The organism is Exiguobacterium sp. ERU653, from assembly GCF_018617775.1.
GTDB classification, from domain to species: Bacteria; Bacillota; Bacilli; order Exiguobacteriales; family Exiguobacteriaceae; genus Exiguobacterium; species Exiguobacterium marinum.
In genome coordinates this window covers 756,217-768,965 of record NZ_JACSKV010000001.1, presented here as the reverse complement: position 1 = coordinate 768,965, position 12,749 = coordinate 756,217, and the positions used below count along the sequence as shown (strand labels likewise).

The 12,749-nt window shown below is 49.0% G+C and carries 12 protein-coding genes; 10 read left to right on the top strand and 2 right to left on the bottom strand.

Annotation, left to right across the window (positions count from 1 at the left end; all coding sequences use genetic code 11):
• Positions 1-2 precede the first annotated feature (2 nt).
• From parC to KNO95_RS03950, 4 genes are all read left to right on the top strand, one after another.
• Entirely contained in the window at positions 3-2,408 is a 2,406-nt protein-coding gene (parC, locus tag KNO95_RS03965; RefSeq protein WP_214702007.1) for a DNA topoisomerase IV subunit A, read from the top strand.
• A 154-nt stretch (positions 2,409-2,562) separates the two neighbouring features.
• Entirely contained in the window at positions 2,563-3,180 is a 618-nt protein-coding gene (locus tag KNO95_RS03960; protein WP_026825962.1) for an NUDIX hydrolase, read from the top strand.
• A 12-nt stretch (positions 3,181-3,192) separates the two neighbouring features.
• The gene (locus tag KNO95_RS03955) at positions 3,193-3,903 is read left to right on the top strand and encodes an MBL fold metallo-hydrolase (RefSeq protein WP_214878341.1); all 711 of its coding nucleotides are present in this window, start codon (positions 3,193-3,195) and stop codon (positions 3,901-3,903) included.
• A gap of 18 nt (positions 3,904-3,921) precedes the next feature.
• Positions 3,922-4,374: a GNAT family N-acetyltransferase gene (locus KNO95_RS03950; RefSeq protein ID WP_214878339.1), complete on the top strand. Its 453-nt coding sequence runs from the start codon at positions 3,922-3,924 to the stop codon at positions 4,372-4,374.
• A 132-nt stretch (positions 4,375-4,506) separates the two neighbouring features.
• On the opposite strand, the gene KNO95_RS03945 is transcribed toward KNO95_RS03950, so the two are convergent.
• Positions 4,507-5,040, bottom strand: coding sequence for a GNAT family N-acetyltransferase (locus KNO95_RS03945; protein WP_214702010.1), 534 nt, complete (start codon positions 5,038-5,040; stop codon positions 4,507-4,509).
• Positions 5,041-5,299: 259 nt separating this feature from the next.
• Between KNO95_RS03945 and KNO95_RS03940 the strand changes: the two genes are divergently transcribed.
• The 5 genes from KNO95_RS03940 (at position 5,300) to KNO95_RS03920 (ending at position 9,880) form a co-directional block, all read left to right on the top strand.
• Entirely contained in the window at positions 5,300-6,148 is an 849-nt protein-coding gene (locus KNO95_RS03940; RefSeq protein ID WP_214878337.1) for a transporter substrate-binding domain-containing protein, read from the top strand.
• Positions 6,149-6,155: 7 nt separating this feature from the next.
• Complete coding sequence (locus KNO95_RS03935) at positions 6,156-6,854, top strand: amino acid ABC transporter permease (protein WP_026825966.1); 699 nt, start codon at positions 6,156-6,158, stop codon at positions 6,852-6,854.
• A 113-nt stretch (positions 6,855-6,967) separates the two neighbouring features.
• The gene (locus KNO95_RS03930; RefSeq protein WP_026825967.1) at positions 6,968-7,876 is read left to right on the top strand and encodes an AAA family ATPase; all 909 of its coding nucleotides are present in this window, start codon (positions 6,968-6,970) and stop codon (positions 7,874-7,876) included.
• A gap of 1 nt (position 7,877) precedes the next feature.
• On the top strand, positions 7,878-8,906 hold the full coding sequence (locus KNO95_RS03925) for a DUF58 domain-containing protein (protein ID WP_026825968.1): 1,029 nt from the start codon (positions 7,878-7,880) through the stop codon (positions 8,904-8,906).
• On the top strand, positions 8,903-9,880 hold the full coding sequence (locus KNO95_RS03920) for a hypothetical protein (protein ID WP_026825969.1): 978 nt from the start codon (positions 8,903-8,905) through the stop codon (positions 9,878-9,880). The genes KNO95_RS03925 and KNO95_RS03920 overlap by 4 nt, the downstream gene beginning before the upstream one ends.
• 45 nt (positions 9,881-9,925) lie before the next feature.
• On the opposite strand, the gene cls is transcribed toward KNO95_RS03920, so the two are convergent.
• A complete protein-coding gene (cls, locus tag KNO95_RS03915; RefSeq protein ID WP_026825970.1) occupies positions 9,926-11,392 on the bottom strand; it encodes a cardiolipin synthase in 1,467 nt (488 codons plus the stop codon).
• 110 nt (positions 11,393-11,502) lie between these two features.
• Between cls and KNO95_RS03910 the strand changes: the two genes are divergently transcribed.
• The gene (locus KNO95_RS03910) at positions 11,503-12,723 is read left to right on the top strand and encodes a cation:proton antiporter (RefSeq protein WP_034771057.1); all 1,221 of its coding nucleotides are present in this window, start codon (positions 11,503-11,505) and stop codon (positions 12,721-12,723) included.
• The last annotated feature ends 26 nt before the right edge of the window (positions 12,724-12,749 follow it).

The window sequence follows — 12,749 nt, the reverse complement described above, 5'->3', positions numbered from 1 at the left end:
CGATGTCGACGATTCAACACATTTTAAACCTATCTCTCGAACAGGTCGTTGGTGACCGGTTCGGGCGTTATTCGAAATATATCATTCAAGACCGTGCCTTGCCGGACGCGCGAGACGGGCTCAAGCCTGTACAGCGCCGGATTCTATATGCGATGCACCATGAAGGGAATACGAACGACAAACCGTACCGGAAGTCTGCGAAGACGGTCGGGAACGTCATCGGGAACTATCACCCGCATGGTGACTCGTCCGTCTATGAGGCGATGGTACGTCTCTCTCAGGACTGGAAACTCCGTTATCCACTCATCGACATGCATGGGAACAACGGGTCGATGGATGGTGATCCGGCAGCGGCCATGCGTTACACGGAAGCGCGTCTCTCTAAGATTGCGGGGGTCATGCTGACGTCGATCGCGAAGAATACGGTCGACTATACGCCGAACTTTGACGACTCGACGGAAGAGCCGCTCGTCTTGCCGTCACTCCTCCCGAACTTGCTCATGAACGGGACGACAGGAATTTCAGCCGGTTATGCGACGGAAATCCCGCCACATAACTTGACGGAAGTCCTCAACCTCGCCATCGCGCGCTTGAAAGGACAGGTCGATACGGCGAAAGACGCGCTCGAGTACGTCACAGGTCCTGACTTCCCGACCGGAGGGACGGTCATGGGGAAAGACGGCATCCTAAAGGCGTTCGAGACCGGTAAAGGGAAGGTCATCATCCGGGCAAAGTCCGAGATTGAGAAATTAAAAGGTGGCCGTGAACAGATTACGATCACAGAACTCCCGTATGAAGTGAACAAGGCGAACCTCGTCAAAAAGATGGAAGAGCTCCGCCTCGATAAAAAGGTCGAAGGCGTCGCGGAAGTCCGTGACGAGACGGATCGGACAGGCCTTCGGGTCGTCATCGAATTGAAGAAAGAAGCGGACGCGGAAGGTGTCCTTCACTTCTTCTTGAAGCATACGGACCTGCAGCTCGCTTATAACTACAACATGGTCTCCATCGTGCACCGGACCCCGAAACAGATGGGCATCATCCCAATCATCGACGCCTATTTGAAGCACGTCGAAGAAGTCGTGACACGCCGGACGACGTTCGAGCTTGAACAGGCGAAGAAACGCGCCGAAATCGTCGACGCCTTGGAACAAGCCATCTCCGTCCTCGATGAGACGCTTGAATTGATCCGTTCCGCCAAAGACAAAGCGGACGCGAAGAAGAAACTGATGGAGCGGTTCTCATTCACGGAACGCCAGGCCGAAGCCGTCGTCATGCTCCAATTGTATCGACTCACGAACACGGACATCGTCGAGTTGCAAAAAGAAGCGAAGGTGCTCCAAAAAGAGATTGCTCGCCTTTCGAACATCCTTGAGGTGGACGCGACGAAACGGAAACTGATCGTGAAAGAACTTACGGCGTTACGTGATGAGTTCGGGGATGCCCGTCGTTCAATCATCGAGTCAGAAGTCGAGGAATTGAAACTGAAGACGGAAGTCATGATCGCTGTCGAAGAGACGATGGTCTTCGTCAGCCGCGACGGGTATGTCAAGCGTGCCTCGATGCGCTCGTACGGGGCGTCGAGTGACGTCTTGCCAGAGATGAAAGAGAAGGATCGTCTTCTTCTGACGACACAGGCGATGACAACGGACCATTTGCTCGTATGGACGAACAAAGGAAGCTACCTCCTCATTCCGATCCACCAGATCCCAGAATCAAAGTGGAAGGATGCTGGGCAACATGTCGCCAACCTCGTTCCAATCGAAGGGGAGCAGGTCATCTCGGCAGACGTCGTCTCGACGTTCGAAACAGATGCCCATTGCCTCTTCGTGACGAAAGACGGGATGGTCAAGCGTACGCCGTTACGTGACTATGACGCGCAGCGGAAATCGAAACCGCTCATGGCCTTGAAACTGAAAAGTGACGATGAGGTCGTCTTTGCCGGAATTAGCGACGGTCCTGGACAGTTGTTCCTCGTCTCAGAGCGTGGATATGGACTCTGGTTCAAAGAAGAAGATGTTCCGGTCGTCGGACAGCGGGCGGCGGGCGTAAAAGCCATGAATTTGAAAGACGGTGACGTCGTCTCCGATGCCTTCTCATTCTTCACACCACCTCTTTTCGTCCTAGTTACACAACGGGGAGCGGTCAAGAAGATGAAACTCGAAGACCAGTTCGACTGTACGAACCGCAACCTTCGCGGAACGATGCTCATTCGTGAGGTCAAATCGAAACCGCATCAAATCCGTCGTGCGCTCCCGGTACATGGGGATGAGACGCTTCATATCGTCGGTAAAGAAAAAGTGAAAGAAGTGAGCACCAAAACCCTTACGCTACTCGATCGCTATGCCAATGGGTCATTCGTCTTTGACGAAGATTCGTTCGGCGAGATTGAAGATGTGTATCTCGATTAATCAAATTAGGTCTGTGGGTCGGCGACTATGCCACTCACAGACTTTTTTTGTGAATTCATTGCGCCTGACTGTTTCAAGGGAATGTAAAAACCAAAAAGGAAGAATGCCTCGATTTGCCGAAAGAACATATAAGACAAAAGATAGGGGGATCTATATGTCTCAATGGCTGACGTGGGCAAAACGGATTCAGGCGCTGTCTCAGGCCGGTCTTACGTTCACACATGATCAATTTGACCGAGAACGGTATGAAGAGTTGCAGGAAATCGCAAGAGAAATGTTCGAACGTCATTCCGACTTATCGAATGATGCCATCTTACAACTGACGCATGTGAACGGTTATCCGACACCGAAGCTTGATGTACGTGGTGTGGTCTTTAAAGATGATCGACTATTGCTCGTCAAGGAGCGGTCAGACGGATTATGGACCTTACCAGGTGGATTCTGTGAAGTAAATCGTTCTCCTGCGACGAATATCATTAAAGAAGTGGAAGAAGAGGCTGGTTTGGATGTGATTCCTGTGCGTCTACTCGCGTTGTTCGATATGCACGAACATCCCCATCCGCCACTTTCCGAGCATTACTATAAACTCTTTATCGAGTGTGCGCTGATCGGTGACGGAGAGGGGGTTGCTGGCATTGAGACGAGCGACGTCGGTTTCTTTGAGCGTGACCATTTACCGGAACTCTCTCTTGCCCGAAATACGATTGAACAGATTCATATGTGCTTCGATGCGCATTGGCAAGAAGAAGACTGGACCACTCTATTTGATTAGGAGGTTTTTTCGATGAAAGTAAGACGATACGGACATATCCATCAACTAACTTTTTACGCTCCCGTTCTGCCGATCAACGTTCAACTGTTTGAACATGACCTCGGTCTCGTCTTGATTGATACGGCGCTGAAGCGGAACGCGACCGATATCCTGTCATATATCGCTGAGCTCGACAAGCCGCTCCTGGCGATATTGTTGACGCATGCCCACGAAGACCATGTCGGCGGGGTAGACATCATCAAAGCGGAACATCCGCTCGCCGAGCTCTTCATCTCCCGCCGTGATGCCCGTCTTTTGTCAGGAGACCGATCGCTTGATGAGGGAGAACAGAGGAAAATTCGGGGGTCGTTACCGACGCTCCGTTCCACACCGGACACGTTACTCGAACCTGGTGAACGGCTATTCGGTCTACGTGTCCTTGATGCAGCGGGCCATACGCCAGGGTCTGTCGCCTATTATGACGAGACAAATCGGGTGCTATTCGCAGGAGATGCGTTTCAATCGCAAGGAGGGGCGGCGGTGGCGGGGGATGTTCGTCCATTGTTCCCACTTCCCGGACTTGCGACGTGGAACCGGACCGTTGCTGTCGAGAGCGCAGAACGGTTAGTGGATTTGGCACCACTCCTCACATTCATCGGACACGGTGCACCATTAAAAGGAACGCACCGCCTCTATTTGGCGCTGAAGCGGGCAGAACGGAAGCGGGCAAGAAAATTTATCTGATGACGGGAGGGGTAAGGCATGCAGCTACAAGAAATCCCAATCAAACAATTTGATCAAGCCAAGCAGATGCTTGAGATACAACGAAATGCCTATGCTGTGGAAGCGGAATTGCTAGGGTTTGATGAGATACCGGCTCGATATGAGACAATCGACGTGATACAAAACTTACCAGGTACGAGCTACGGATTGTACATCGAGGAGCGGTTGATTGGATTCGTGACTTACGAGGCATCAGAAAAAACCGTAGAAATCACAAAACTGTGCATTGATCCGACATATTTTCGATCGAGGCTGGCCACGACGTTACTTGATCATGTACTAAGCGTTCATGAAGGTCGACTTGTTTATGTGCATACCGGTAAACATAATGGACCGGCAAAACGTCTTTACACGAAGCTCGGATTCGAACCGAGTGCTGAATTTGAACCAGAACCGGGTGTCACATTGATCCGATTTACGCATGCGTCTTAACAATCAATCTCATCTCACTATCATAAGTATACTAATGTAATGAGATGAGTTCTTATTTTTACTGATAATATATGTTATGTAAACTAATAAAAAGAGAGCAAAAAAATTGCTCTACATTACAGTTCCCTATCCTTAAAAAATCTTATACCAGTTCAAAGTCAATTCGATTTGTGGATTCGCGTATTGTTTAATCGAGTCGACTCCTCCAAGTTGAAATCCCTCTCTTTCATAGAAACGACAAGCGATGAGATTATCGTTCTGCGCTTCGAGTGATAAGCCGATCAGCCGTTTCTCTTTTGCCCACTGTTCGGCTGTTTCAAGTAACATTTGTCCGATCCCACGCTTACGATGTGTTTGACGGACCGCGATATTTTCAATGTATGCAAATCGATTCCAATCCTTCACGAGTCGGATTTGTCCGACACATTCATCTGCATCCATCGCCAAAAACAGGATGCGATTGTCATGTCCGATATATTGTTTCCAGTCTAATCGATCGTCCGGAAATGTTATCTCCGTGACTTCCTTATCTAATTCTTCGACATATGTCCATTTTCCATTCATATATCTTGGCATGATTCGACCGATGATTGGAAATGGATCATTTGCGTCATTTACTCGATTGATGTCTTCCTCAATTAACTCTTTTATTTGTATAGGATTCATTCCCTGCACCTCTTTCCCCATTTACACCTCTTCGTTTGTTCAGTTCCTTTTCTTCTGATTTTATGGCATTTTATCATCTGTTTCATAAATAACTCTTTTCTGTATTAATCAAATGAATTTTGCATTCAGAAGAATGATAGCGCTTTATGAATAAACGTTTCAAATATTATATGAAACTGTATAAACTGGGCTTCACAGTTGCTAGACCGCTGAAGTCATGCTATTTTTAGACAGATGAAACATCTAAGGAGGAATTCTTGTGAAACGAACGACAAAAGGTTTGGCCTCAACATTATTTTTAGCAATCCCGCTTGCCGCTTGTGGTGATGATAGCACGAATCAAGCAGACATGACACCGTGGGAAGAGATTCAGGAAGAAGGGACATTGACAGTCGGGACTGCCGGCACCCTCTACCCCGCTTCTTTCCGTGAAGAAGAGAGCGACACGTTGACAGGTTTTGACGTCGAACTCATGAAAGAAGTCGCTAAACGTCTCGACCTCGAGATCGAGTTCAAAGAAATGGCGTTTGACAATATGTTGACGGGCGTTCAAAACGGACAAATTGACGTCGCAGCAAACGATATCTCCGTCACCGAAGACCGTAAAGAAAAATTTGCTTTCTCGAAACCGTATAAGTATACGTACGGGACTGCCATCGTTCGTAAGAGCGACCTATCTGGAATTGAATCACTCGAAGACTTGAAAGGCAAAAGAGCTGCTGGCGAAGCGACGACTGTCTTCATGGACGTAGCACGTGAATATGGAGCAGAAGAAGTGATTTATGACAACGCGACGAACGACCAGTATTTGCGTGACGTCTCGACAGGACGTACCGATGTCATCTTGAACGATTACTATCTTCAGACGCTTGCTCTTGCTTTCTTCCCTGAGTTTGATATTACAATTCACCCGGATATCGCCTACAACCCACAAGAAGTCGCATTCTTGATGGATAATGAAAACGACGAGCTCCAAGAGAACATCGACCGTGTCATGGATGAGATGCTTGAAGACGGTACGGTCAAAGAATTGTCTGAGCAATTCTATAACGGTGCGGATGTCTCGGTTGAGCCCGACGTAGACGCAACAATCGTCGAAACGAAGTAAGGTCGACATGTCGTTCTCAGATATCAAGTGGGACGCTATCTTTGACGTAGACCTAGCCATAGAATCGTTCCCTTATTTATTGGGTGGGCTCCCGAATACGATTTGGATCTCATTCGTCAGTATGTTTTTCGGTCTCGTGCTCGGTCTCGTTTTGGCATTAGGAAAGTTGTCTCCGACGCGTCTCCTTCGCTATCCATCAACATTTTATATCTCGTTCATGCGTGGCGTGCCCATCTTGATTATCTTGTTCATCCTTTATTCGGGTTTCCCGTTCATCGGGATCGAGTTCGCCGCTTTGACGGCAGCGATTCTCGGGTTCAGTTTGAACTCTGCCGCCTATATCGCTGAGATCATCCGCTCTTCGATTCGCGCGGTCGATTCAGGACAAGTTGAGGCGGCACGTTCGCTCGGGATGGGAAGATGGTTGACATTGAAAGGTGTCGTCTTGCCGCAGGCGACACGGATCGCCCTCCCCCCGCTTTCGAACGTCTTTCTCGATTTAATCAAAGCGAGTTCACTCGCCGCAATGATCACAGTACCTGAGATTTTTAACAAGGCCAAGATTGTCGGTGGACGAGAGTTCGACTACATGACGGTCTATATCGTCGTGGCATTGATTTACTGGGCGATCTGTACGTTCATGTCATTTTTTCAGGAATGGCTCGAACGTCATTTTGAACGATACTTAGATTCTCCGAAACGTTGACTGACTGGCTCTGCCGGTCGGTCTTTTTTAGTGAAATGGATTTTTGATACATCTCATGAAGTGATTATGCTATGATTTTCTTAATTATCAGAAAAATAATAGGGGGATTTTGAATGAACCATCCATGGGTTTCACATTTGAATAATCAAATCATAGGTCAAGCGAAAGCCATCAAGCTCGCTTCGATTGCGTTACTATCGGGAGGCCACGTCTTACTTGAAGATCGTCCCGGTACGGGGAAGACGACACTCGCCCGTAGCTTGGCAAGCTCCATCTCGGCTACGTTTCAACGTGTACAGTGTACTCCGGACACATTACCAAGCGATATTTTAGGGATGGAATTGTTCAATCCGACGACAGGAACGTTTGAACGTCGGACGGGACCGATCTTCACTTCGATTTTACTCGTCGATGAGATCAACCGGACGACACCACGTACACAATCCGCGTTGCTCGAGGCCATGCAGGAACGTCAAGTGACACTCGGGGAAGTGTCACTCAAGTTACCTGATCCTTTCTTCATGATCGCCACACAAAACCCGTTTGACGGTCAAGGAACGTTCCCGCTTCCGCAAGCTCAATTGGACCGTTTCTTATTCAAGTTGACACTCGCCCCGCTTTCGAGAGATTCCGAGCGGCGCTTGATTCGCAATGAGCACCTCGCTACCGAATCCTTCTCACTGCAACCGGACGAACTGTTGAACATGCAGCAAGAAGTACGAGATGTCCGATTCCACGAGGCGATGGAAGATTACTTGCTTGATTTGATGGAGTCACTTCGTCACCATCGCGACGTCGAGGTCGGGCCAAGTCCACGAGCGACGCTTGCGTACACAATGGCAGCCCGTGCGCATGCCTATATGGAAGGTCGAGACTATGTCTCTCCGGAAGATATTCGGGCACTCGCGCTTCCGATTTTAGGGCACCGGATCGTCTTGACGGTCGAAGCGTCGCTAAAGACGAATCCGTCAAAGTTGATCAAATCTGTACTCGAGACCATCCCGGTCCCTTCAGAGGTGTAACATGCAGTTAGTCAGCCCACGCTATCTCGAGTCCGGCTATATGTGGCTCTTGTTCGTCGTCGGGGTCTTCACGGCACTTTATGGGAGCGTCTTGATTGCGAGTCTATTGATCGGCTTCAGTCTATATGCACTGATCATGCCTTCCTTCATGTTTCGTTTGGCCGAACAGATTCATGTCGACCTCACAGAAGAACTGAAATTATTTCCGAACGACGAGGCCGTCTATGTATTGAAACTCGTATCGACGGCAAAAGTACCGCTTGGCGTCGTCCGCCTATCCGGCTATTTACATCCGACCGTGGAATCGGAAGGACATGCGTTCTGGCGACAGGAAAATTTTGTCGAGACAAATGCGACCGTCGACTTCACGATTCCGCTCTATGCGAAGAAGCGGGGCCCGGTTCGTCTCGAAGCGATCGGTTTGGAAATCCGGGACCCGTTGCGCATGTTTTCTCTCTACAAAGAGGACTCACTCCCACGCATCGGCTATGTCTTCCCTGAGTTTTCGCCTTATCCGATTCCAAAACGCCCGCCTACTCTCCCTGGTGAGGAGATGGTTCGTCATAGTGCCTATCGCGACCCGGAGACGTTCCAGTCGGTCACCCCATATCACGGACAACCGATGCGACAGCTGTATTGGTCCGCCTATGCAAAGACGGGCGAACTGCTCGCCCGTACTGAACAACCGGTACAAACGAATGAATATGTCATCGTCCTCGACTTGTTGACGAAGGATGGGCGGGCCCTCACCTATCAGATGGAACGCCTCATCTCACAAGCGGCCGCATTATGTCGTGATTTTGAGAAAGAAAACGCGAGTTACGGGCTGATTGTCCCGACCCTCACGAAAGATGGGATCACGTATGACCTACAACCAGGAAGTGGCGAGGTGCATTTCCGGAAGATCATGACGACGTTCGCCTGTCTGTCTGAGAGTGACTTTCCACTTGCTCGCTCCTTGTTTGAGCGAAAAGTAGCTAAATATAGCGGGAATCAATCGATTTTACGGTTAGGGGGTGACGGTCAATGAGATGGCTATGGTGGGTCTTTTCAGCATTTTATATTGGACATGTGTTTCCACTACTCTTTTTATTGACGCTTCGTCTCCCTCGGAACATACAACTCATCGTCCAGACAGTCATGAGTATCGGTGCCCTTTACTTCTCGTATGAGATGAGTGTCCTGCTATTGGTCTTCACATACGTCCATGCATTCATTCGGACGTTAGATTGGACCGACCGCTATGCGATGGCAAGTGTACTATTCTTGGTGGCGGACTGGTTATTCCCTCCGGCATCGCAACCGCTTGCAATGGTGCTCTTTCCATTCATCTTTTTGATTTGGCAACGGAACTTGTATTATCGGCGTGACTATAAACGAATGGTGACGATGCTTGTCCTCGGTTTAGGCATCGGTTTAGCCGTTTCCCTCGTCATTCGTACAATCAAAGAGCTGTTGTTCGGAAATGTCGTCGCCTGGATCAGTCCGTTCTTTCTGTGGATTGGGGGGTGGTTTGACGGAATCGTACTCGATCCGAATGACCGCGTGAACCGGTTCCTCGTCCCAGATAACCCGAACCTAGATGCGGAGACGGTGGCGCAGGAGACATTGCTCAAGTCGGCATCGGGTAACTCGTTGTTCTATATCGGGGCCTTCGTTGTCATCTTATTGATTGGGGTAGGCTTGTTCTTCTATTTACAGAAACGAAAAGACATCCAGGAAGATGGAATGATTCCGAGGAGTATTTACCATCCGACGCTTTCGGATAAGCGGATCGTCCGCTCCCCTCGTCAGATTCACCTTCTTGAAACGGGACGAAAGTTGGAACAGCAGCATCCGCGTCTTCGTGAAGAGACAGTATCCGACTGGTTACAACGAATCGAGTTCACGAACCATACACTCTACGCTGAATGGCTAGAAGCTGCTGAGTATGGTGACAAAGAAGCCCCACAAGACATCAATGATTCATTCGAACATCTTGTCGCACAATTGAAAAGGCGTTAAAAAAACATCCGGACATGAGGAAATCCTCTGCCGGATGTTTTTGCACTAAAGAATCGGACTGAGGAGACGGGACACACTCTCCTTAAAGCGAATCAAGCGAGTCCTTGACTCATATCGTTCAATCGTCAAGCGCTCGGCATTCGATTCGTCTCGTTCGAACGCATCGATGACGGATTGTGCGACATCCCGATCAAAGACGAGCGCTGAGATTTCAAAATTGAGACGGAAGCTTCTAGCATCGATATTCGTCGTCCCAATTGAGGCGACTTCTCCATCGATGACGAGCGTCTTCGCATGGAGGAACCCTTCCTCGTACGTAAAGACCTCTGCCCCATAACGCACAAGCTCTGCCGCGTTCGCATAAGTCGCCCAATAGACAAACATATGGTCGGGCTTGTTCGGAATCATCAGTTTGATTTTGGTACCTGTCATGAGCGCGATGCGACAGGCATCGAGGAAACTCGCATCTGGAATGAAGTAAGGCGTCTGGATATAAATACATTCTTTCGATTGCGTGATCATTTTGACGAGCATATTCTTTAAATGCTCCGTCGACGAGTTCGGACCCGATGTCACGATTTGAACGGGGGACGCGTGATGAGTGATCCCTTCCGACGGCCAAATGAAGTCGTCTTTTTGTGCCTTCGTTCGCGTCGGGACAGAGCGATTCCAATCCAAGATAAAGCGTTCTAACAACTCTTTGACAGCATCACCGGAGATCCGTAAATGGACGTCCCGCCAATAACCGAAATGTTCATCCTTGCCGAGATATTCATCCCCGACATTGAATCCCCCGATATAGCCGAGTTCACCGTCGATGGTACAAAGCTTTCGGTGATTTCGATTATTGACGCGGAAATTGATGCCGAGTTTTGACGGGAAGAAGGATTTGACTTCCCCACCGTGAGAGAGTAAGTCCTTGAAGTGCTTGTGTCTAAGTCCCCTCGATCCGACAGCATCATAAAGGAGTCGGATGCGTACCCCTTGTTTCGCCTTCTCCGTTAACAGGCGGATTAATGCCTGCCCGAGTGGATCGTTTTGGATGATGTAATATTGAATATTGACTTCTTTCGTCGCTCGTTCGATGTCTTGAAACAGCTGATCAAATTTTTCAGTTCCGTCGTGCAGGACGCTGATATCGTTGTGAAAAGACATCAACGCATTCGTTGACACGAGATTCAGACGAGCGAGCCGCCGATATTTCAAAAGGAGCGGGTGATCGAACGGTGCGAGAGAACGGTCGAGTTGATCGAGTTGTTCTTCGACATGGTGATGATACGCTTCGCGTTTTTCTTCTTCCACTTCATAAAAATTATGAGATTTGATCAGTCGGCCAAAGAAGATATAAACGAAGAAGCCGATCAGTGGTAAGAAGAAGAGGACGAGTAGCCACGCCCATGTCGTCCCGATGTCTCGTCTCTCGAAAAAGATGATGGTGATGGCGAACGTGAGATTAAGTAGTAAGATGAGCCATGTCAATATGACGATGATGAGTCCGATAGTCACTTCCATCGTATCCCTCCCTTTCTTTCAATTCTTACCCGAAATCGGGCAATGTTAGCAAATGTTTTTCGTGATTTGGGTATACATTTAATGAAGAAGTGAAGAAACGGGGGGAGCATATGGAAGACATGATGATTGGATTCAGCCTACTTGTCCTCATCGGGGCACTTTCGCAGTTACTTGCTTGGCGTTTTGACTTCCCAGCCATCTTGATTATGACGGTTGCCGGGATTTTGGTCGGACCGATTTTCGGTTGGTTAGAACCAGGTCAGATATTAGGGGACCTATATAGCCCGCTCATCTCGATCGCGGTGGCGCTCATCCTATTTGAAGGAAGCCTCAGTCTTGAATTCAGAGAGATTGATGATTTGCGAAAATCGATTTTTCGTCTCGTCACGGTCGGTGTGTTCGTTTCCTTTATTTTGACGTCGGTGTTACTGATTATGGTCGGCGATTTTCATTGGTTGCCGGCGTTCACGCTCGGTGCGATCTTCGTCGTGACCGGACCAACCGTCATCATCCCGTTACTACGGCAAGCCAACTTATCCGCACGTCCGGCCAAAGTCTTGAAATGGGAAGGCATCATTGTCGACCCGCTCGGCGCCTTGATGGGATTATTCGTCGTCCGAGTCGGTTTCATCTTCTATCAAAATGACGGGCTCGCGAGCCACTTGCCATTCTTTTGGTCCTGTATCGTCGCCGTTGCCTTCGGGATCACTGTCGGACATCTATTGATTCGTTTGTTCGGGAATGAGAAAGTCCCTGAATATTTAAGAACAACCCTCACGTTCTCCGGGGTCCTTCTCGTATATTCAATCAGCGAATGGGTCATGAGCGAAGTCGGGCTATTGGCTGTGACGGCCATGGGATTGACGATGGCAAATTCTAAGCATGGACATATGCATATCCTGAAACAGCTTCGTGAGTTCAAAGAGAACATTTCCATCTTACTCGTGTCGACCGTCTTCATCATTTTGACGGCGAGTTTGACACGTGATAGCTTACTCGCCATTCTCGACTGGCCGCTTCTCTTGTCGATTGTTGGGATCTTATTCTTGATCCGACCGATCTCGGTACAGACGTCGCTCCTCGGTTCCCCGTTATCGATGCAAGAGCGGGCGCTCATCAGTTGGATTGCCCCTCGTGGAATCGTCGCCATGACGGTGACCGGCTTTTTTGCCCAAGAAATCGCCGAACTGGGAATTGAAGACGCGGAGCGGATGTTACCGATCACACTCGGTTTAGTCGTGACGTCTGTCGCCTTGCATGGATTGACGATTAAGCCACTCGCGAAGCGACTCGGACTGACGAAAGTGAAGAATCCTTGGGAGAAGGGTTAAACAAAAAAAGACACCGCCCGATGGCA

What these genes read in the sequence shown, in the direction of transcription:
- KNO95_RS03920 (WP_026825969.1), top strand. Translation starts at nt 8,903, where the DNA reads ATGAGATGGCTATGGTGGGTCTTTTCAGCATTTTATATTGGACATGTG.
- KNO95_RS03910 (WP_034771057.1), top strand. Translation starts at nt 11,503, where the DNA reads ATGGAAGACATGATGATTGGATTCAGCCTACTTGTCCTCATCGGGGCA.
- KNO95_RS03950 (WP_214878339.1), top strand. Translation starts at nt 3,922, where the DNA reads ATGCAGCTACAAGAAATCCCAATCAAACAATTTGATCAAGCCAAGCAG.
- KNO95_RS03930 (WP_026825967.1), top strand. Translation starts at nt 6,968, where the DNA reads ATGAACCATCCATGGGTTTCACATTTGAATAATCAAATCATAGGTCAA.
- parC (WP_214702007.1), top strand. Translation starts at nt 3, where the DNA reads ATGTCGACGATTCAACACATTTTAAACCTATCTCTCGAACAGGTCGTT.
- KNO95_RS03935 (WP_026825966.1), top strand. Translation starts at nt 6,156, where the DNA reads ATGTCGTTCTCAGATATCAAGTGGGACGCTATCTTTGACGTAGACCTA.
- cls (WP_026825970.1), bottom strand. Translation starts at nt 11,392, where the DNA reads ATGGAAGTGACTATCGGACTCATCATCGTCATATTGACATGGCTCATC.
- KNO95_RS03945 (WP_214702010.1), bottom strand. Translation starts at nt 5,040, where the DNA reads ATGAATCCTATACAAATAAAAGAGTTAATTGAGGAAGACATCAATCGA.
- KNO95_RS03955 (WP_214878341.1), top strand. Translation starts at nt 3,193, where the DNA reads ATGAAAGTAAGACGATACGGACATATCCATCAACTAACTTTTTACGCT.
- KNO95_RS03960 (WP_026825962.1), top strand. Translation starts at nt 2,563, where the DNA reads ATGTCTCAATGGCTGACGTGGGCAAAACGGATTCAGGCGCTGTCTCAG.
- KNO95_RS03925 (WP_026825968.1), top strand. Translation starts at nt 7,878, where the DNA reads ATGCAGTTAGTCAGCCCACGCTATCTCGAGTCCGGCTATATGTGGCTC.